Annotated in this window: 20 protein-coding genes; 5 read left to right on the forward strand and 15 right to left on the reverse strand. The window is 47.6% G+C overall.

The annotated features are described in order from the left end of the window. Positions 1-20: 20 nt before the first annotated feature. The 5 genes from ACJJIR_RS14880 to leuC all read right to left on the reverse strand — a co-directional run bounded on the left by ACJJIR_RS14880 (position 21) and on the right by leuC (position 5,621). Entirely contained in the window at positions 21-1,016 is a 996-nt protein-coding gene (locus ACJJIR_RS14880; RefSeq protein WP_444905931.1) for an Asd/ArgC dimerization domain-containing protein, read from the reverse strand. Between the two features lie 190 nt (positions 1,017-1,206). After that, positions 1,207-2,322 carry an aspartate-semialdehyde dehydrogenase gene (gene asd / locus ACJJIR_RS14885; protein WP_444905932.1) on the reverse strand — a complete coding sequence of 372 codons (1,116 nt, stop codon included), beginning with the start codon at positions 2,320-2,322 and terminating at the stop codon, positions 1,207-1,209. 114 nt (positions 2,323-2,436) lie between these two features. Then, positions 2,437-3,495, reverse strand: a complete 1,059-nt coding sequence (leuB, locus tag ACJJIR_RS14890) for a 3-isopropylmalate dehydrogenase (protein ID WP_444908428.1) — start codon at positions 3,493-3,495, stop codon at positions 2,437-2,439. 30 nt (positions 3,496-3,525) lie between these two features. Further along, entirely contained in the window at positions 3,526-4,173 is a 648-nt protein-coding gene (gene leuD / locus ACJJIR_RS14895; RefSeq protein WP_444894524.1) for a 3-isopropylmalate dehydratase small subunit, read from the reverse strand. Next, positions 4,173-5,621, reverse strand: coding sequence for a 3-isopropylmalate dehydratase large subunit (leuC, locus tag ACJJIR_RS14900; RefSeq protein WP_282931866.1), 1,449 nt, complete (start codon positions 5,619-5,621; stop codon positions 4,173-4,175). Before leuC ends, leuD begins: the two co-directional genes overlap by 1 nt. Positions 5,622-5,818: 197 nt before the next feature. Here leuC and ACJJIR_RS14905 point away from each other — a divergent pair, with 197 nt between their 5' ends. The 3 genes from ACJJIR_RS14905 (at position 5,819) to ACJJIR_RS14915 (ending at position 8,775) form a co-directional block, all read left to right on the forward strand. After that, on the forward strand, positions 5,819-6,691 hold the full coding sequence (locus ACJJIR_RS14905) for a LysR family transcriptional regulator (protein WP_282931865.1): 873 nt from the start codon (positions 5,819-5,821) through the stop codon (positions 6,689-6,691). 163 nt (positions 6,692-6,854) lie between these two features. Further along, a complete protein-coding gene (locus ACJJIR_RS14910) occupies positions 6,855-7,592 on the forward strand; it encodes a TIGR04219 family outer membrane beta-barrel protein (RefSeq protein ID WP_444905933.1) in 738 nt (245 codons plus the stop codon). A 130-nt stretch (positions 7,593-7,722) separates the two neighbouring features. Next, positions 7,723-8,775, forward strand: coding sequence for an NAD(P)H-dependent flavin oxidoreductase (locus ACJJIR_RS14915; RefSeq protein WP_444905934.1), 1,053 nt, complete (start codon positions 7,723-7,725; stop codon positions 8,773-8,775). Between the two features lie 39 nt (positions 8,776-8,814). On the opposite strand, the gene ACJJIR_RS14920 is transcribed toward ACJJIR_RS14915, so the two are convergent. Then, positions 8,815-9,555, reverse strand: a complete 741-nt coding sequence (locus tag ACJJIR_RS14920) for a carbon-nitrogen hydrolase family protein (RefSeq protein ID WP_444905935.1) — start codon at positions 9,553-9,555, stop codon at positions 8,815-8,817. A gap of 317 nt (positions 9,556-9,872) precedes the next feature. Further along, positions 9,873-11,165 (reverse strand): class-II fumarase/aspartase family protein, encoded by a 1,293-nt coding sequence (locus tag ACJJIR_RS14925; protein ID WP_444905936.1) that lies wholly within the window; start codon positions 11,163-11,165, stop codon positions 9,873-9,875. A 728-nt stretch (positions 11,166-11,893) separates the two neighbouring features. Between ACJJIR_RS14925 and ACJJIR_RS14930 the strand changes: the two genes are divergently transcribed. Then, positions 11,894-12,664 (forward strand): class I SAM-dependent DNA methyltransferase, encoded by a 771-nt coding sequence (locus tag ACJJIR_RS14930; RefSeq protein WP_444905937.1) that lies wholly within the window; start codon positions 11,894-11,896, stop codon positions 12,662-12,664. After that, entirely contained in the window at positions 12,657-13,592 is a 936-nt protein-coding gene (locus ACJJIR_RS14935) for a TauD/TfdA family dioxygenase (RefSeq protein ID WP_444905938.1), read from the forward strand. Before ACJJIR_RS14930 ends, ACJJIR_RS14935 begins: the two co-directional genes overlap by 8 nt. Before the next feature lie 388 nt (positions 13,593-13,980). Here the strand turns inward: ACJJIR_RS14935 and ACJJIR_RS14940 are convergent, their stop codons facing one another. The 8 genes from ACJJIR_RS14940 to ACJJIR_RS14975 form a co-directional block, all read right to left on the reverse strand. Next, on the reverse strand, positions 13,981-14,328 hold the full coding sequence (locus ACJJIR_RS14940; protein WP_444898083.1) for a hypothetical protein: 348 nt from the start codon (positions 14,326-14,328) through the stop codon (positions 13,981-13,983). A gap of 267 nt (positions 14,329-14,595) precedes the next feature. Next, on the reverse strand, positions 14,596-15,090 hold the full coding sequence (locus ACJJIR_RS14945; protein WP_444905939.1) for a DoxX family protein: 495 nt from the start codon (positions 15,088-15,090) through the stop codon (positions 14,596-14,598). A 597-nt stretch (positions 15,091-15,687) separates the two neighbouring features. Continuing rightward, on the reverse strand, positions 15,688-16,104 hold the full coding sequence (locus tag ACJJIR_RS14950; RefSeq protein WP_444905940.1) for a hypothetical protein: 417 nt from the start codon (positions 16,102-16,104) through the stop codon (positions 15,688-15,690). Positions 16,105-16,599: 495 nt separating this feature from the next. After that, positions 16,600-17,115, reverse strand: a complete 516-nt coding sequence (locus ACJJIR_RS14955) for a ClbS/DfsB family four-helix bundle protein (protein WP_444905941.1) — start codon at positions 17,113-17,115, stop codon at positions 16,600-16,602. A 416-nt stretch (positions 17,116-17,531) separates the two neighbouring features. Beyond that, complete coding sequence (locus ACJJIR_RS14960; protein ID WP_444905942.1) at positions 17,532-17,870, reverse strand: energy transducer TonB; 339 nt, start codon at positions 17,868-17,870, stop codon at positions 17,532-17,534. A gap of 121 nt (positions 17,871-17,991) precedes the next feature. Further along, complete coding sequence (locus ACJJIR_RS14965) at positions 17,992-18,336, reverse strand: lipocalin-like domain-containing protein (protein ID WP_444905943.1); 345 nt, start codon at positions 18,334-18,336, stop codon at positions 17,992-17,994. Positions 18,337-18,397: 61 nt separating this feature from the next. After that, positions 18,398-18,748 carry a hypothetical protein gene (locus tag ACJJIR_RS14970; RefSeq protein ID WP_444905944.1) on the reverse strand — a complete coding sequence of 117 codons (351 nt, stop codon included), beginning with the start codon at positions 18,746-18,748 and terminating at the stop codon, positions 18,398-18,400. 35 nt (positions 18,749-18,783) lie between these two features. Further along, on the reverse strand, positions 18,784-19,395 hold the full coding sequence (locus tag ACJJIR_RS14975; protein ID WP_444905945.1) for a hypothetical protein: 612 nt from the start codon (positions 19,393-19,395) through the stop codon (positions 18,784-18,786). Positions 19,396-19,407 lie beyond the last annotated feature (12 nt).

The following is a 19,407-nucleotide window of genomic DNA, read 5'->3' on the forward strand; positions in this document are numbered from 1 at the left end:
TGGCCGCTAAGTATTAAATATCAGTAGTTTTTTAGCAACAAGTGGGCAATTTGTGCACAGTTTATTGCTACATCTTTACGCAGGTTGTCAGACACCGCACAAAGATTTAACTGTCGCTTGTTGAGTAGACTTTGGCGCAAGCGGCCGATGATTGTCACGTCACTGCCCACCGCACTTTCTGCCGAGGGCTGCTCCGCCATTTTGAGGCCAGCGCCATTTGCCAGCAGCGCACGCACTTTTTCCAGATCGACATCTTCAGTTAAAGCGACGCCCAAATTAGCTAGCTGACCGTGGAAAACAGAGACCGTATTGATGCTGGCATCGACTGCTACCGCGTCTCCAAATAAGCGGCGCAGGTCGTGAACCAAAGTCAGCTCACTGAGGGTGTGGCCACTGGCGAGCAGAGCCTCGCAGGCACTGAGCTGGTTAAACGCCAATCGATGGCCAATCTCAGGATCAATTTCTGCGTCCTGGCCACTAAACATCCGCGCGGTTTGTGCCGCCATAGCATCAATTGCGGCCTTGCCCAGAGCAGACACCGGCTGATTGAGCTGTACCTCTACCGCTTGCAGTTTATCTTTCAGGGGCGCCAGGGCTTCCGCCACCATGGAGGCGCCGGCACTTGGCAGCGCAACAACGCGGCGCTCGGCAGAAGCGAGTTCACCGCTGTTAAACATTGGGTGTACCAGGGCAACACTTTCATCGCCGCGGGTGTTGTTGGCCACGTCTACAATCCAGGCGCCATTTTGTTCTGCGGCAGCCATGGCAGCTTCAACGGCTTCGCCGGCGCTCAGCAGAATCACGACCTGCTTATCGTTAAATGTAAATTTCTCCAGGGACTCCACCGGAATATTGCGATTGGCAAATACCTGGGGGTCTACTTCCCGTTCGTCAGTCTCCAGCAAACTCAGCTGCTCGGCGGAAATTACTTCACGCTCTTCGAGTACTTCCAGCAGGGGACCAAAGGCGGCGTTATCAACACCGACAATGACCAGTTCGCGGGTGGCTTCGGACATGGCAAATCACTTCATTGAATTGGAAAGGGAAAAATGAGGGGCGATTATACCCGTGGGGAAAATTCGAAAAAGGCGCTATGACAAACAGTAGCCGTTTTTTACGCGAAGAAGTTCACAGCTTGGCAAAAAGTCCTCCACTAAAGTGGCCTATTTCCACTCTTAGTAGAGGACTTACTCAGGTTCGTACCAGTTACAGTTTGCCGAGTAAAATCAGCAGGATTCTGCGTAGGGGTTCTGCGGCGCCCCAAAGCAGCTGATCCCCTACAGTAAAGGCGTTTAAGTACTCTGGACCAACGCTCAATTTACGCAGTCGACCAACAGGAATATCCAACTTTCCGGTAACTGCTGTTGGCGTCAGGTTCTGCACCGTAGCCTCACGCTCATTAGACACCACATTTACCCAGTCGTTGGCACCATTTAACAATTGTTCAATGTCGGCAAGTGGCAAATCTTTTTTCAATTTTATGGTGAAAGCCTGGCTGTGACAGCGCATGGCACCGATACGTACGCAAGTGCCGTCCACAGGAATCGGGGTTTCGGTCTGTAAAATCTTATTTGCTTCAACTTGCGCCTTCCACTCTTCGCGGCTCTGGCCATTCTCCAACTGGGTATCGATCCAGGGCAACAAACTGCCTGCCAGTGGCGCGCCAAATTCTGCGGTGGGGAATTCTGCTGAACGCATATCTGCTGCTACTTTGCGATCAATCTCCAGAATGGCACTGGCGGGGTCGGCCAGCTCTGTTGCCACACCATCGCGCAGCGCACCCATCTGCGCAATCAACTCGCGCATATTGCGCGCACCGGCACCGCTGGCCGCCTGGTAAGTCATGGCGGTAACCCACTCGACCATGCCCGCCTTAAACAGTCCACCCAGAGCCATCAACATCAGGCTCACAGTGCAGTTGCCGCCGATAAAGTTTTTCTGTCCGGCATCAATCGCGCGATCAATCACATCGCGATTAACCGGGTCCAGCACGATCACAGCATCGTCCTGCATTCGCAGGCTGGAAGCCGCATCAATCCAGTAACCCTGCCAACCGGCCTCGCGCAAGCGGGTAAAAACTTCCTTGGTGTAATCGCCACCCTGACAGCTGACAATCGCATCCAGCTGTCTCAGTGCATCAATATCGTAAGCATCGCCCAGTGGCGGCAGGGGCCTGCCGATGTCCGGCGCCGTGCCTCCTGCGTTGGAAGTTGAGAAAAAAACCGGTTCGGCGATATGGGCAAAGTCATCCTCTGCTCGCATGCGCTCCAGTAATACCGAGCCGACCATGCCGCGCCAGCCGATAAAACCTATTTTTTGCATTGCGGTGTCCTGTATGTGAGGTGGTCAAAGTGCGCCGCCGGGAAAGCGGCGCGATAGTGGAATCGAAAATTGCGGTTTCGAAACTTGTGGAATCGAAACTTGTGGAATCGAAACTTAAAGTGCGGCTACAACGGCAGCGCCCATCTCTGCGGTAGAGACTTTCTGACAGCCGTCGGTATAAATGTCGGCAGTGCGCAAACCCTGCTCCAACACCTTGCTCACTGCTGCTTCAATCGCATCTGCGGCCTCATTCATATCGAGGGAATAGCGCAACATCATGGCAGCAGACAAAATAGTCGCCAGCGGGTTGGCGATACCCTGGCCAGCAATATCCGGAGCGGAGCCATGGCAGGGCTCGTAAAGACCAAAACCGCTTTCGTTCAAGGAGGCGGAGGGCAACATCCCAATGGAACCGGTAAGCATGGCGGCAGCATCGGAGAGAATATCGCCGAACATATTGCCGGTTACCATCACATCAAACTGCTTGGGCGCCCGCACCAATTGCATCGCCGCGTTGTCCACGTACATATGGGACAGCTCTACATCGGGATATTCCGGAGCCAGACGATCCAACACCTCGCGCCAGAGCACTGTCACTTCCAGTACATTGGCTTTGTCTACAGAACAGAGTTTGCCATTGCGCTTTTGTGCCGCCTCAAAGGCAGAGCGGGCAATGCGTTCAATTTCTGATTCGCTGTACACGTAGGTGTTAAAGCCCTGACGCTCACCATTTTCCAGGGTCTTGATACCGCGCGGCTCGCCAAAGTAAATACCGCCGGTCAATTCGCGCACAATCAGAATATCCAAGCCGGCGACCACTTCGGGCTTAAGCGAAGAGGCATCGGCCAGTTGCGGGTAGAGAATCGCCGGGCGCAGATTCGCGTAGAGGCCCAGGCCGCTGCGAATTTTTAACAAGCCCTTTTCCGGGCGAATTTCCCGCTCCAGGGTATCCCATTGAGGACCACCTACAGCACCGAGCAGCACCGCATCGCAGTCACCCGCCGCCTTCAGCGTTGCGTCGGTCAGAGGCTCACCGTGGGCATCGATAGACGAGCCACCAATCAAGCCCTGCTCAAAACTGAGCCCCAGATTGAATTTTCCCGATGCAACTTCCAGCACCGCCATGGCCTGTTCAACAATTTCCGGACCAATGCCGTCACCCGGCAGAATCATTACTTTTTTCGTCACAGGAATTTCCTTTAATTACTGAACCGCATCAAAAAGCCAAGGGGCTTTCTCTCGGCGCGCCTGCTCATAAGCGCGAATATCGTCGGCGTGCTCCAGGGTCAGACCGATATGATCGAGACCATTTAACAAACAGTGCTTGGAGAAGGCATCCACTTCAAATGGAATCAGCTCGCCACAAGGCTTGCGCACATGCTGCTGTTCCAGGTCGATGGTGAGCGCATAGCCCTCCTGCCCGTGTGTTTCCTCAAACAACTGATGCACGACATCTTCCGCCAGGACAATCGGCAAAAGACCATTTTTAAAACAGTTATTGAAAAAGATATCGGCAAAGCTGGGCGCGATAATTGCGCGGAAGCCATGATCTTCCAATGCCCAGGGCGCATGCTCACGGCTGGAACCGCAGCCAAAATTCTCCCGTGCAATCAGCACTGAACCACCCTGGTAACGGGGGAAATTAAGGGGAAAGTCCGGATTGAGCGGACGGCCGGAACAGTCCTGCCCGGGAACCCCCTCATCCAGGTAGCGCAACTCATCAAACAGGTTCGGGCCAAAGCCAGAGCGCTTAATGGATTTCAAGAACTGCTTGGGGATGATCAGGTCGGTATCCACATTGGCCCGATCCATCGGTACCACGAGACCCTCGTGCTGGGTAAACGCTTTCATCAGGCCATCTCCTCTTCCAGCTGTACCGGTGCCATCTCTCGCACATCGACAAAGTGGCCGGCAATTGCAGCCGCTGCCGCCATACTGGGACTCACCAGATGCGTGCGGCCACCGTAACCCTGGCGCCCTTCAAAGTTGCGGTTGGAGGTGGAAGCACAGTGCTCTCCCGCCCCCAGCTTGTCCGCATTCATCGCCAGACACATGGAACAGGATGGTTCGCGCCACTCAAAACCAGCTTCAACAAAAATCTCGTGCAACCCCTCGCGCTCAGCCTGGGCTTTTACGGCCTGGGAGCCCGGAACAATCAGCACCTGCTTGACGCTATCCGCCTTGTAACGACCCTTGGCAACTTCTGCCGCTGCGCGAAGATCTTCAATTCGGGAGTTGGTGCAGGAGCCGATAAATACGCGATCCAGTTTGATATCGCTGATATTCTGCCCGGCGTTCAACCCCATATATTCCAGCGCTCGCTCCATGCCCGTACGCTTGGTGGCATCGCTCTCGTCACTGGGGGTAGGTACCTGGGCGCTGATCGGCGCCACCATCTCAGGGGAAGTGCCCCAGCTGACCTGCGGCTCAATATCCTCACCGACCAATACCACGACTTCGTCGAATACCGCATCGTCATCGGAGTGCAAGTGGCTCCAGGCCTCAACTGCCCGATCCCACATTTCGTCTTTCGGTGCGTAGGGCTTGCCTTTCACGTAATCGAGAGTGATCTGGTCTACCGCCACCATCCCCGCGCGAGCACCGCCTTCAATGGCCATATTGCACACGGTCATACGGCCTTCCATGGACATGTTACGCATCACTTCGCCGCCAAACTCGATCGCGTAACCGGTACCGCCAGCAGTGCCAATTTTGCCAATGATCGCCAACACCACATCTTTAGCCGTGACACCTGGGCGCAGCTGGCCGTCGACGCGAACCAGCATATTCTTCATTTTCTTCTGGGTAAGGCACTGGGTAGCCATCACATGCTCCACCTCAGAAGTGCCAATACCGTGGGCCAAGGCGCCGAGCGCCCCGTGGGTGGAGGTATGTGAGTCGCCACAAACCACCGTCATACCCGGCAGTGTCGCACCTGTTTCCGGGCCGATCACATGCACAATACCCTGTCCCGGCTCATTGATACCGAACTGGACTACATCAAAGTCACGGCAGTTTTCATCCAGGGTCTGTACCTGGATTCGGGAGATATCATCGCGAATACCACTGACGCCAGCGGCGCGCTCGGCCGCCTCGGAAGGCACATTGTGGTCGGGAGTGGCGACTAGCGAATCCTTGCGCCAAGGTTTGCGACCAGCCAGACGCAGGCCTTCAAACGCCTGGGGGGAGGTCACCTCGTGAATCAGGTGGCGGTCGATATAGATAAGTGAGGAGCCATCATCACAGTTCTTGATCAGGTGGTCCTGCCAGAGTTTGTCGTAGAGTGTTTGCCCTGCCACAGCCATTCCTCTCAGTAGTTAAGAGCCTGAGTCTACCCAGACCCACCAAATAACACCAATTTATATTTATTATCTAAACTATTCCTAAATGGAATTCGAAAGCCAAACTGGGGTAATATCCATCTTCTGGCGTCTCTGCCATTTATCCACCGGCTCAATCTGAGCCTTTATCGACAAACCGCTTCAGGGGAAACAGCTTGGAACTACAGTGGCTGCGGGCATTTCTGGCAATCGCTGAACAGGGTTCAGTATCTGAAGGCGCCGAGCTGCTGCACCTGACTCAGCCCGCCATGAGTAAGCGCCTGGCTGCCCTGGAACAGCAACTGGGCTCCCCACTGTTTGACCGCATCGGACGGCGATTGCAGCTCACCGATGCCGGCCGCGCCCTGCTGCCCCGCGCCCGCCACATACTTAATGAAATCAGCGACACCGAGCGGGAATTGCGCGCATTGAGCAACTCGGTCAGCGGCAGCTTGCGTATCGCCACCAGCCACCACGTGGGTCTGCATCACCTACCCCCGGTGCTGAAAGAGTTCAGCTTCCGCTACCCACAGGTTGCCTTGGACATCGATTTTGTCGACTCGGAACAAGCTTACGAAGCCCTGATGGCTGCCAAATATGAATTAGCCGTGGTCACCCTGGCACTTAAGGAGTATCCGCACCTGAATGCCGAAGTGATCTGGCCCGACCCCTGTGTTGTGGTGGCTGCCCCGGATCACCCCCTGGCAAAGCTGCCGGAACTGGAACTCACCGACCTCGCCAACTATCCCGCCATACTGCCGGATATGAATACCTATACCGGGCGCCTGATCAAAAGAGAGTTTGATGCCCAGGGGTTAAAACTCACCGCGAAGCTGGCAACCAACTATCTGGAAACCATTAAGATGATGGCCTGTGTCGGTCTCGGTTGGAGTGTTCTGCCCCACACATTGGTGGACAGCAGCCTGGCTGTGCTGCCAGTCAAAAAGCTGCAAGTACTGCGAAACCTTGGCGTGATCAGTCACCGGGGCCGAACATTGAGCAATCCAGCCAGCGCGCTGCAGCAGATGCTGTTCGAAGCGGCTATTTAGAAGGTCCAGGAAAGAAGCGGTCAATTTCCTAACAGGCAATACCCAAACGCACCATTTTTACCAGTGCAAAACGTTAAAGATTTGTAAAAATGTGCAACTTAGCCACGGCACGGGAAAAATTTATCTGTAAACTCCGCGACAAATTCATCACGGAGTGAAGTCAATGAAGAAATCCGCACTTGCCTTGAGTACCCTCCTCGCCTGCGGCACCGCAAGCGCAGATACTATCCTCGGCCTTGATGCTACTGCCGGCGCATGGCTGCCAGGCTATAGCGGTAATATCGGTACCGACGAATACAAGCTGGATAACCTGTCCCTCTCGGAAGATAACATTACCTTCTTGCAGGTTGCCCTAGAGCACCCCATTCCCCTGGTGCCCAATGTGCTTCTGGCCCACAGTAATATCGATTCCGACGGTGACGATATCCTGGCCACCTCCGTTACTTTTGATGATGAAACCTTCACTGCCAATTCAGAAATCCGCACAGATCTGAACCTCACCCATACCGACGCTACCCTTTACTACGAAATTTTGGACAACTGGGTAAACCTGGATGTCGGTTTGACCGCGCGTATGTATGACGGTGAATTTACCGCAGTGAGCGATACCCAGGCAGAGACTGTCGACCTCACTGGCTACCTACCTATGGCCTACGGCATGGCGCGCTTTGATCTTCCATTTACCGGCTGGTCTGTAATTGCCCAAGGCAATGCAACGGCCTACCGTGGCGATACCCATACCGACCTGACAGCTAAAGTGCGCTGGGATTTTGTACCGGCTGTCGACTTTGCTATCGAAGCTGGTTACCGCGTAATGACTCTCGATCTGGAAGAGCTCGACGACTTGCAGAGCGATATTGAAATCAAAGGCCCATACATCGGTTTCAACCTGCACCTGTAAGCAATCCACCTAGGATTGCTGTTCGCGCTCCCCAAAAACTTTTGCAGCAGTAACGCCTGCGAGGTATAGCTACCTCGCACAATCTGCACTAAGGTGGCCCAGAAGGGGAGCGCAACTCACAGGCAGGGCCATGAATCCATTACTCGAAAAACTCGGAATTTCCCATCCCATTTTTGCAGCACCCATGGCCGGGGTATCCACACCCGCTCTCGCCGCCGCTGTATCCAATGCAGGAGGACTCGGCTCACTTGGACTCGGCGCCTGCTCAGTAGAAAAAGCCGCAGATGAAATTCGTTGTACTCACGACCAGACCGAGCACCCCTTTAATGTAAACCTCTTTTGCCACCAGCCCCCAACAAAAGATCCCCAACGGGAGCAAGCCTGGCTTTCCCATCTCGCCCCACATTTTGCCGCCTTCGATGCACCGGTTCCCAAGCTGATCAATGAACCCTATTCAACATTTATCGGCAATAAGGCCATGCTGGAAGCTTTACTCGAGCAAAAGCCACCGGTTGTCAGCTTCCACTTTGGCCTACCATCAGAAGAGTTTATCGCCGCACTAAAAGGTGCAGGGATTATCTTGATGGCCACGGCAACCTCTCCTCAAGAAGCCAAACTGGCTGAGGATGCTGGTATCGATGTTTTAATTGCCCAAGGTATTGAGGCTGGTGGGCATAGGGGGGTCTTCCACCCAGAGGGCGACCAGGAAATTGGAACTCTGGCGCTGGTCCGATTGCTGTGTTGCCACAGCAGCCTACCAATCGTTGCTGCGGGTGGCATTATGGATGGCGCTGGCATTCGCGCTGCACTCTCTCTCGGAGCCAGCGCCGTGCAAATGGGAACTGCATTTGTCCTTTGTCCGGAATCTGCAGCCTCCGACAGCTACCGCAGTGCCTTACAAAGTGAGCGCGCACAGCACACAGAGATCACCGCCAATATTTCCGGGCGCCCCGCTCGCGGTATCAGCAACCAATTCTATAAAGCGCTAAGTAAGGGCGCTCCCCCTCTGCCGGATTACCCGATCGCTTACTCCGCGGGCAAAGCCCTGGCTCAGGCAGCTGCAAAAGCAGGCAATGACGAATATGCCGTTCAATGGGCCGGACAAGGAGCCCCTCTCGCACGAGCCCTGCCCGCAGCCGGATTGGTGACAGCTTTAGTAGCAGAGCTAGAAGCGAGTAAATGAAGGGAGCTATTGGCAACTACCATTTATAGAGCTGCACAATTAAAGAGATACAATCCCCGAACACCACCCTTCATCATCGCGCTCAACGCAAACTAGTTGGCTGGCTGTATCACTCGCGCTGACAATCTCACCTTCGGGGCCCCAAGCTGCACTACAGCCGGCTGTGGAATAACCACCTGTCGGCTGATTAAAGTTCGCAATAGCCACCAGTAAATTGTGCTCTAAAGCATAATTTGCCAACTGTTGACTATCCTCCGGGTATCCCGTCGGAGTAATCAATACCCCTGCCACATAAACTGAAGCCCCCTGCTTTTCATAGGTGGCAACATGACCTGGGTTACACACATCTGCACAAATAGCCAGAGCTACAGTCTCACCTTCGACGTTCAGTGATAGATATTCAGATCCGGGAACGAACCACTTTTCTTCTCCTGGGTGCAAATGTATTTTCAAATAAACAGAAATCTCACCCTGAGGAGAAAATACGAGCGAACCGATCGCAATACCATTCTTCTGCCGAATAGGCGCACCCACAACTAGCCAAACACCACAGCTAGCTGCCAAGTCAGCTAGAGGGCTTAACTGTGGATCGTCGATCTTAAGCGCTAATTGTTCAGCCAGATCCGGCTCATAACCAGTTAATGAAAGCTCGGGAAACACCACAATAGAGGCCTTTTTCCTTACTGCGACTTTTACAGCATGGATATGTGACTCAATATTGCGTTCAATATTTCCTTTCACTGACGGCAACTGTGCCAATGCCAATTTAAACTTGCCCATCAACCCACCCTTCAGATCACCACTTAAATACAACATGAATCGACTAAATTACTGTATATGTTACACCACAAGTAATAAGCACCGATTATTGATTATGTTAATTTTTAAGTTACGCCCGCCTCTAGAATCCTTATCCTTAAATAAATATCCTACATTTTCTTCAGGTATCTATTTTAAAAAAAATAGTCGAATGAAAAAAAACCAGCCAAGATAAAGAATTAGACTCTAAGCTTAGAGAGTTTGCATTAAGAGCAGCGGACACAAGAATCAATCCACAGCAGCTAGCACTGACAATTGGGAAACGGCAGGTTACTGAGTCAGCGCTCTTTTCCAGCAAGCGTTGCATCAACCATCTCCCCGCATGATCCAAGATAGTTATGAGGGTCAAGAAGTTGATCTAACTCCGCATCAGAGAGAGCCCCCGACACCAGTCTATCTTCCTTTAACAAGTCAGAAAAAGGACGACCCGTCTCCATTGCCTGGCAGCAAATCTGGTAAACCAAATCGTGGGCATTCTCACGCCCCAGTTTCGGTCCCAGTCCCATCATTACAGCCTCAGAGAGCACTAAACCTCCAGTCATTTCCAAGTTTCGCATCATTTTTTCTGGAAATACCTGAAGTCCTTCTAGCGCAAAACGTGCCTGGGATAATACCGATGCGGTAAGACAGAATATTTCCGGCAGAACAATCCACTCTATCTCCCACGGGCCCGTAGCCCGCTCATGGTCTTCAACCATCGCTTCCAGCAAAGAGGCAACCTGCTGTCTAACCACTGGGACAGTACCGCTGATAAGAACTGCTGATAGAGGATTGTGTTTTTGGGGCATTGTACTAGACGCACCCCGGCCAGATATAAGAGGCTCCGCCACCTCCCCGACTTCTGTCTGTGCCATTAGTTTTATATCGAGGGCTATTTTTCCCAAGGTGCCAGTAATCAGCCCCAATAGACAAGCCACTTCGGTAACGCGATCTCTCATCGTATGCCAGGCGATACAAGGGACTCCGAGATCGAGTTCCTGCATAATTCCTCTTTGAACTTCTAGCCCCTGATGCCCCAGGGAAGAAAGATTACCCGCCGCACCACCAAATTCCCCTACAAACGCCCTAGACTTTATCTCTCTTAAGCGCGTTTGATGGCGATGAATACCAGCCAACCAAACTGCCGCCTTGTAGCCGAACGTTATAGGTACCGCTTGTTGAAGATTGCTGCGCCCAACCATAGGCGTATCCCTGAAACGCTTGGCCAGGCTTGCTAAAGCATCTGCGATTGCATTGACCTCCGTCTCAACAATTTCAAGCGCCGCCCTAATCTGTAAGACGGTTGCCGTATCCGTAATATCTTGAGTAGTAGCCCCCCAATGACACCACTGACCTAAATCTCGACTACACAGTGACACTAGCTGCTCTACAACACCCAGCACCGGATAACCAATCAGCTCCGTTTGCTCCTTAAGCTTTACAAAATCTATCTGCTTGGCGTCACAGTGTTGAGTAATGTCCTCTGCAGCCTCTGTAGGGATTATTTTTAACCGGGCCTGTACTTTGGCCAGCGCCGCTTCAACATCGAGATAGCGCTGAACACGCTGTTCATCCGAAAAAATCTTCCGCATTGCTGAAGTACTAAAAATATCGCAAAAAACGACAGAATCAATCGCGGTTGCTCTCATATCAAATCACGCTTAACAAGATGCCTAGACGCCAACAGGATCAAAACCACAACAACATCAGATTAGCTAAGGAAGAGATATTCTAAAAAATTAACCTAAGAATCGAGACGCCAAGAACATGGGAAACTAGAGGCGCCGTTAATCAAGCACAGCAATCCAACCTAAGAGAATTGAATACAACAAGCTAAAACATACTCCTGATTACATTACCCCGTACCCAAACAGCATCTTAAAGCGAATTTAATCCATTAAATTCAACCCCAAAAAATTAGTTTTATTTGACATATATCAACTCTAAAAACAAAAGTACTGCTAGCCTGAGCGGCATGAATAATATAAATAAAATGTGAGCTATGAATATTCTATCTCAACAAAAAGACTTTGAGGCTCCTCCCCCAGCTTTGCACACTCAACCAAGCAACAAAATCAAACAATAAAAAACTGCCAGCATGCCCACGCAAAACAAGCTGCAGAATACAAAAAAACACCAAGTGGATTTCCTGGTAACGACTAACTTTATATATTTAAAACGCTAGCCTTATCAAAACAGCAATTAAACTTAAATAATTAAAGCCGCAAGTACCTAAAATTTCACCAGCCATGTAGTAAACACTAATACACACACCACTGCATAGCATACTTTATCCCTAAAATTGAAGGAGCAGTTCGGGATGAACTTACCACTATCAACTGAAACCATCTATAACAAACAAGCTCACAGCTGGAGCCGCTCTGAGAAAATCCTACTCAGTGATTTCACCGCCCGCCCCAAAGTTTTGGAAGCAATCGGAGATATCTCCGGGAAAAACATATTGGATATGGGCTGCGGTGAAGGCTATGTATCCAGGATGCTACTTGATAAGGGAGCAGGTTCAATCTTTGGTGTTGACTCTTCCTCAGAGATGATTTCCCAGGCAAAGGAAACAGCTTCTGCTGGAAATTTGACGAAAGCAGAATATGCAATTGGAAATGCCGTTACATTTACAGAATTTCCTAGAGATAAGTTTGACCATGCTATTGCTGTATTTCTTTTCAACTATCTAACCATAGAAGAAATGACAAAGGTCATAAGTAAGGTCAAGAGTCTATTAAATAGAGGGGGCACCTTTATTTTTACAGTGCCTCACCCTTGCCTTCCGTTCATGAGGGAAGAAGTTCCTCCATTCTACTTTCAACACGGCAACTTGACTTATTTAGATGGCATAGATCAAACATTTGAAGGAAAAATATGGCGCAGAGGCGGCAAGCCAGTTTCAGTACGATGCGTGCATAAAAATTTTTCACACTATTTTGAAGCTCTGGCACAAGCTGGTTTTAAATCCCTGCCAACCGTTCAAGAACTCTCAGTGACTCAAGAGCACCTCGACCTAGATCCAGATTTTTTCTCACCACTAGCCGGCTATCCACTACACGTATTATTTAAGGTGCAAGTAAATGACTAACTTAGCCCCAAGTGAAGTAGTTCAAGCTCAAGCCTGGACTGCTAATGATATGACCGCAACTTCCAACTGGAAGTTTCTGTGGCCTTCAAACTGGAAATCTGAGGTCGAGGCTTTGGAGAGCTGGGCCAAAAAACAAAACAACCCAATTGAAAATCTGACCCAAGAATCAGTTGCCACACCTGAGTTCGACCAGCTTGCCAACCAGATAAAACATGAAATAAAACATGGTAGTGGGGTGGCATGGATACAGGGCGAGGAATCATTAAGTAAGCCAACGCTTAACCTACTATTTCTAAAGCTTAGCCTGGCAATGGGCAATACTATAGATACTTATGGCCGGCTTTATGGGATTCTCGATACAGGAAAAGACTATACTAGCGAAGCTATTCCTGTGTCTCAGACAAATGCACCCACTGGCGTCCATACTGATAGCTCACAACGTACCGTACAACCAAAGATACTTGGATTATGCTGCCTTACTCCGGCAGTTGAAGGTGGAAAATCGAAAATCGTTTCTGCGGCTCAAGTTCATGAAAACTTGCGAAAAACTGCTCCACAAAAACTAGAGATCCTGTACAATAACTATATTAGAGATTTAGTTACTCCAGGCAGTGACAAAAACATAAAAAGCATACTTGAAAACTGTTTTCCTATTTTCGAATATTCAAACGAAAAGCTCAGTATTCGTTATATGCGGTACTGGATTGAGAAAGGCCATCAGCGCGTGAACCAGCCTTTATCAAAAGAAGTACTTAAGGCTCTGGATATACTAGATAAGGAATTAAACAGTGCGGAGAATACATTAAGCTTCTACATGAACTCTGGAGATATGGTCTTCGTTGACAACACCAAAGTCCTACATGATCGGGATGGATTTATTGATACTCCGGATCAGAAGCGGGTTTATACCAGGGTATGGATTGATTAGGCTCCATCTAATCAACCCATAAACCATATACTCTTTAGCAGAACACCATCACTTTGTGAGCTAATAATTTGCGAAATACTGATTGGCAGCCTAAGAAAAACTGGAGAAGTACTTTAAACACTTCTCCAGCTTTAACGGGTGAAAGATTTCCCCGCAAAAATTTCAATTAACTTCCAATTAAACCTAACGATACCGGATACCTACTAAAGGCAGGCTAGTCTTTTTATTAACACCTCAAACACCGGACTTATGAAGCTGGAGGCTTTTGGTGGGCAAAACGAGGCCAGCTTTTCAAAGCTTCATGCTTTAACTTACACGGTTTCACTTGCCTGATTTTGACCCATGCATGCAGCAAAAGATAGGTTGCATGACATGGGATTATAAGGCATCACAGACGCTGTATTTGAACGTGCTGAATTTTACCACCATATACAACCACATCTTCCAAACCGGAATACTCTACTTTCTCTCCAGCATGTGTTTCACCTGTAAAGTTAAAGTTGAAATGAACTATCCCGGGTTTGGTTTCTGTAACACTGCATACTTCCCACTCAAGCTTTGAAAACATACCATGATGAAGTCTCTGCATAGACATGATGTCATTCACACCTAAGAATAGATCTCCTTTTCCTGACCTGAATGTGGAGCTTTCACAAAATAGTTTTGTGATTTCATCAAAGTTACTTTCGTTTGAGAGTTTGAAGTAATACTCTGCTACTTCCAAAGAACTCATCATCTTTTATTCCTCTCGATTACACATATCTGAGTTGTAGCATAGACCTACTCATAAGTGCAACGCTTTACTCAGGCCATCACCGGGATAAAGCTGCTTTGGTCTACAGCACAAAGCGAGCAGAACATAGGATTCAGCAATTTGTTATGCTTTACTCCAAACAATTGAAAAAACAACCCACATGAATATAGGAGTATTGATTCCTAGTGATAAAACACCAAAATATTGAAAACGTTTAAGCATGGGCAGTCCTTACACACAACACCTCAATCAGCCGACTGCATTAGTGGTCGACTGCTTTAAATTGTTATGACCTTTCACACACAGAAAATATGCCCATGCAATTAGTATGATTTGCAGTGGCGCACGTAATAACAAATAAACAGGCCCCCATTGATGCCCGCCAAGACCAATACCGTTTAATGCCGCATAAATATTTGCAGGAAAGAAAATAACGAAAACTACAATAGCAAGCCATGCAGCATGGAGCTGATATCTTGGCACAAAAAGAGCAATACCTATCAATAGCTCAATCAATCCAGTGAGATAGATTATCGCTAAGCGAAAAGGAACCCAAGACGGAAACATTTCCACCATGCCCTCCGTTTTAACAAAGTGCCCAACGCAGAAGAATATGAAGGTTATTCCCAATCCCCAATAGGCGTACTTTTTAACATTCAGAGGCATGCCGCTAAACTTTGAATAAATAAAAGAGATACCTAAGGGACTAGACAACAGTAAAAGAATAATTATTGGAGTTACCATAGTTTCCTCATAACGCTAAGCTCACCCACAGAGACGCATTCGCGCTGGAGCCGGTGACAGCACCTTGTGTGGTTGTTCTTGCCCGATACTGATATTGAAAGTACTTTTCGCTAACGGGTAAATTGGGAGCCATCTTCGGTGGCCACCGAAGACCTTGTTAGTCACAGTTCATTGCTGAACCGATTAGTTTATATAGACCATTAAAGAGTACGAACGTGACAGATATCCGCAAGGCACAACTCAGATAGTTATGTGGACCTCAATCCCGAATAGCAAGGTGGAGATAGCTTATCGTATGAAACCTCAATAGATCAATGTCAGAATTGATACCGGCAATAAATAACTCGATATTCATGTGAGATCTACAGGCCAATTCTTTAGTGTCACCAATAAAAATTTCATTAAGTCATTAAGAATGCCACTCAATCTCAAAGAATATTAGCAGAGTCTACAGAAAGACTCGAATTAGAGTTTGTTTGTGCATGGAAAAAGCAGACTACCCCCCCTAAATACGACCGTGAACAATAACACCTACTGGGATGAAAGCATGGCTTAAAAAATTGACGAGCAACCATAAACACTTGCTATGAGAGCCTCTCACTGCGACGTAATCCCAATGACCGAACTGATTGAGAGTGACTGTTTACAGCTGGGGGATACTCCCTCTGAGCAGCAATACTGGATAGTTATCGCCATATCATAACCCGATGCGGGCATATGAAGTAAAACACTGGGTTGCTCACTGCCGACTTTATAATCCATAGAAGAGCTTGAAATTTCCTTTTTATCAAGCAATAGAAAGGTTTGAACCCGTCCCGCTAAGCAACTTTCGAGTTTGTTAGCAAATTCAAGCTGATATAGAAAAGTATCAACACTTCCAGAATCTATTTTTTCCAACTTAATAGACAGCAAGTCAGCATTTGCTCGTGTTACTTCAGTATTTTTAGGTAGGCCGTAGGCCATAGCTTCGCCACAAAGCGCTAAAAATAAAAATTTTATAACATGCTTAAGCATAGCTCGTTTAGCTCATAATGTCGGATTCAGGCTCGCCAGGAGCGAAGCGCCACTTTTGTATTAAGGGGAGCGCAGCAACCTTACACTCAAAAGTGCGTAGCTTTGGGTGTCGACTGAAACCCCTTGTTGTGTGAGAGGATTACCATATGATACTTGTAATTACTATTACTGCTACAATATACAAAACACCATTAATCGCAGTACGAATAGTTAACGGTCGGTCAGATTCTCTAGCGCTCAATTTCTTATATAGATAAATACTACTTAAGCTAACAAATACACATATCGTAGCAATTACATAATCTTGAACGCTAGGCACTGTCTTGTCTGTAAGAATATATGCAAAAAAAAGCAAAATACCTGATATAGGAAGCCCTATAGCTGTATATGTACTTAGCAGTACGTTTTTTGTTTCACTATTCACTCTTCACCTCGAACAAAACGCTTAAATTAGGTACTTCTTAGCCGTCATCTGGGTTTACAGGTTGTATAAATTTACTTGATATTATTCTGCTTCTTAAACCTGCGCACCTTTGTGCGGATATTTTTCATTGGAGATGAAGTATTAAACTGGATCATCCTCCCAAGGGTGTAACTTTTATACCAACTATGCCCATAAAGTTCATCATTGCTCAATGAGTCTATAAGCTTCAGTATTTTTTGTATTGTAAACTGGAATTCTATCAGCAACTGTTTATAAGACCAATCCTTATAGGATGCATGAAAGTGCTGCGCTAGCCTCCCAAGTTCATTCCAGCTGTAACCTTTTTCTGGAAAATCTACTTCGAGATTATTTGCCCTAAGCTCATGCCATTTTAGGACAAGATTTCCCCAACCGATCAGGTATGAAATAGTATCAGAAACGCTTATTTCTGTATTTTTTATATTACCTTCAACACCAATCTCTCTCGAAAGCTCCTTGGGGACCCCCATATAATCAGCAAATAAATTTTCATAAGAATTTTCAATTGAGGAGATTAATTCTTCTTTATTTTTCGAAATTGAAGACATAGCTATCAATGGTTACTCGATTACAGAGTATTTATATAACGCTCGGATTTACGGTGGGTGAAGTGTAGCTTAAGCCCTTCGATCACGATAGCGGCGAATAATATGTGCTTATTCAGTGATTTAACACCCATCTCCACCAAAACCTCCTGTATCATCACTGTCAAGGTAAGCGCCAGAGCTAGAGCCCTGAGTTATTCCAAACTTTACAATAAACCACAGCACACTGGAAATTAGGAAGCCAGTAAATACTAACGGGGCAAAAACTGAGTTAAGCGAATTTTCGGAAGTAAGATCGATCATATACCAAGATCCGACTAGGCCGAAAAAATTAATTATGAATGATTTCATTTGCTCCCCTTGTACCACTTAACACCTTGCGGCGACCCATAGGGCCGCAAACTCGCTGCCTGTGATTGTTATTTCCGTATACACTCGCCGTCCAGATTGTAGCTTATTTTGCGCTTCACGCCATGAACTGGGGCAGTTACACCTATTAACTCCCTAGGCACTAACTTGTATTTCATAAGAGCTTTTCTAGCTGCCTCATCAAATACACCTTCAGGATAAGAATCTATGATTTTAACATTTTCAAAAAAACCACCAGGCATTACCGTCACTTCGAACTCTACCCAACCCTCTATGCAATTTTTAAGTGCCTCTAAAGGATAATTTGGCTTTACATAAATTATTGTTGCCGACGCAATTCCGGACATGAGAGAAATAGTGAGAGTGAATATTATTGGAATGCTCTTCATGTTCTTATTCTCAAAACGTTAAGATCAGCGGCGGCTTGTTTAGTGAACATTTAACATGCATATTGGAACGTAGCAACGGTATAAAAAACGTACAAAATAAAACGTCAGCTACATTGCCTTGTTAAGGCTTTTGCCTGCTAAACGTAAATTTATTGCCATTTTCTACCAGCCCTCTAAAGAAATCCTTATCAATCTCGGCAATATGAGCCTTTACTATATAAGAACCATCCAAGCGAAGAATGAGAGTGTTACCTATTAACTCCCAAGCTCCTTCAAAAGGTAAAACCAAACAGCCTAATTTTGGATAGTTTGTACACTTAAAAGTGTTGTCATATCTAAACTCACACTCGTCCCAGCCTGACTCACCACCAAATATGCCCCCACTCCTATCCTCCCAGGTGCCTACTAGATCCTGAGCTAAGCAAGTATTGCTACTTAGTAATAATAGAGTGACAAGCTTATTCATGAAGAACCTTAACGCCTTTAGTATGTGCGGCCGCGTAGCAAACGTCACATGTTTAATTTTATTATGTGCATTTACCTACTGCCTTAATTGAAAAATGTACTGTACCTGCATGACTTGTCTTTTTATATAGGCACAGCTCTGAGCCTATTTTTACTTGGCCAGGAGATCTTACCCCCACATGAGCCAAGTTGCCGTTAGCTAATTTGACCAAGAGCTTAGGCTCATTTCCAGTTTGGCTGCCATCATAAACCTGAGCATGCGCGACACCTGAAACAAGCTCAGTGCTTTTAGGAAAACCGACATATAAGAAGAGCACTCCAATTCCTAGCGTAACCAAGATTGCGAACAGAATGCCTTTGTGTTCGCAATACCAGAGTTCAACTGTCGCAAATATGGCCCGTTTATCTTTCATAGTCTAGACAATGCTGCCATTGCTTGTTAGCTTTTTTACTGGAAGTCCCCACGAGCTTTTAAAATACCATTTTGCTTCAAAAGAAACAGCTCATCGATATAGTTGCCGTAAACTACTACAGCAGAACTTCCCTCTATTTTGTAGTAAGGCTCTGGGAACCAATCGATGGCATGTTCTTTCTCATAACCTGTTATATCAATTACCACCGGCTCAGAGAACTCGATCTTCACTGGCTTGATCTTCGTGTTCTTATTATATGAGTGGGCATAGTCATAAGCGGCATATGCGCCAGCCCATTTCCCAGATTTAGTCTTGTAAACCGGTGTGAATTGATACTTGGAGTGATAGTAACGACCATCATGCTTCACGACATATAGAAGAACTCGCTCATAGTTAGCGAAAGGCGGCCTTCCGTAATGATCGAAAACCGTAAATTCGATTTCATTACCCTGATATGTGCCCCGATATGGATCAATTATTTTATAGGTCGCTAGAAACTGACTATCGAATGGTATTTCGCCTTCCTTTGGTGGCACAGGTTCAAGGCTTATCTTCTCCCCGATAAAGACAAAATACTTACTACCCTCCGTATCTGATAAAGCAGAACCAGAAAAAATGAGGCTTATTAATAAGATTGCTAATCGCACAATATCTCCTGA

Source organism: Microbulbifer maximicatervae (SeqCode) (assembly GCF_052467385.1).

Bases quoted from the DNA above. Each gene is read 5' to 3' on its own strand.
- ACJJIR_RS14880 (WP_444905931.1), bottom strand. From the start codon at position 1,016: ATGTCCGAAGCCACCCGCGAACTGGTCATTGTCGGTGTTGATAACGCC.
- asd (WP_444905932.1), bottom strand. From the start codon at position 2,322: ATGCAAAAAATAGGTTTTATCGGCTGGCGCGGCATGGTCGGCTCGGTA.
- leuB (WP_444908428.1), bottom strand. From the start codon at position 3,495: ATGATTCTGCCGGGTGACGGCATTGGTCCGGAAATTGTTGAACAGGCC.
- leuD (WP_444894524.1), bottom strand. From the start codon at position 4,173: ATGAAAGCGTTTACCCAGCACGAGGGTCTCGTGGTACCGATGGATCGG.
- ACJJIR_RS14910 (WP_444905933.1), top strand. From the start codon at position 6,855: ATGAAGAAATCCGCACTTGCCTTGAGTACCCTCCTCGCCTGCGGCACC.
- ACJJIR_RS14915 (WP_444905934.1), top strand. From the start codon at position 7,723: ATGAATCCATTACTCGAAAAACTCGGAATTTCCCATCCCATTTTTGCA.
- ACJJIR_RS14920 (WP_444905935.1), bottom strand. From the start codon at position 9,555: ATGGGCAAGTTTAAATTGGCATTGGCACAGTTGCCGTCAGTGAAAGGA.
- ACJJIR_RS14925 (WP_444905936.1), bottom strand. From the start codon at position 11,165: ATGCGGAAGATTTTTTCGGATGAACAGCGTGTTCAGCGCTATCTCGAT.
- ACJJIR_RS14930 (WP_444905937.1), top strand. From the start codon at position 11,894: ATGAACTTACCACTATCAACTGAAACCATCTATAACAAACAAGCTCAC.
- ACJJIR_RS14935 (WP_444905938.1), top strand. From the start codon at position 12,657: ATGACTAACTTAGCCCCAAGTGAAGTAGTTCAAGCTCAAGCCTGGACT.
- ACJJIR_RS14940 (WP_444898083.1), bottom strand. From the start codon at position 14,328: ATGATGAGTTCTTTGGAAGTAGCAGAGTATTACTTCAAACTCTCAAAC.
- ACJJIR_RS14945 (WP_444905939.1), bottom strand. From the start codon at position 15,090: ATGGTAACTCCAATAATTATTCTTTTACTGTTGTCTAGTCCCTTAGGT.
- ACJJIR_RS14950 (WP_444905940.1), bottom strand. From the start codon at position 16,104: ATGCTTAAGCATGTTATAAAATTTTTATTTTTAGCGCTTTGTGGCGAA.
- ACJJIR_RS14955 (WP_444905941.1), bottom strand. From the start codon at position 17,115: ATGTCTTCAATTTCGAAAAATAAAGAAGAATTAATCTCCTCAATTGAA.
- ACJJIR_RS14960 (WP_444905942.1), bottom strand. From the start codon at position 17,870: ATGAAGAGCATTCCAATAATATTCACTCTCACTATTTCTCTCATGTCC.
- ACJJIR_RS14965 (WP_444905943.1), bottom strand. From the start codon at position 18,336: ATGAATAAGCTTGTCACTCTATTATTACTAAGTAGCAATACTTGCTTA.
- ACJJIR_RS14970 (WP_444905944.1), bottom strand. From the start codon at position 18,748: ATGAAAGATAAACGGGCCATATTTGCGACAGTTGAACTCTGGTATTGC.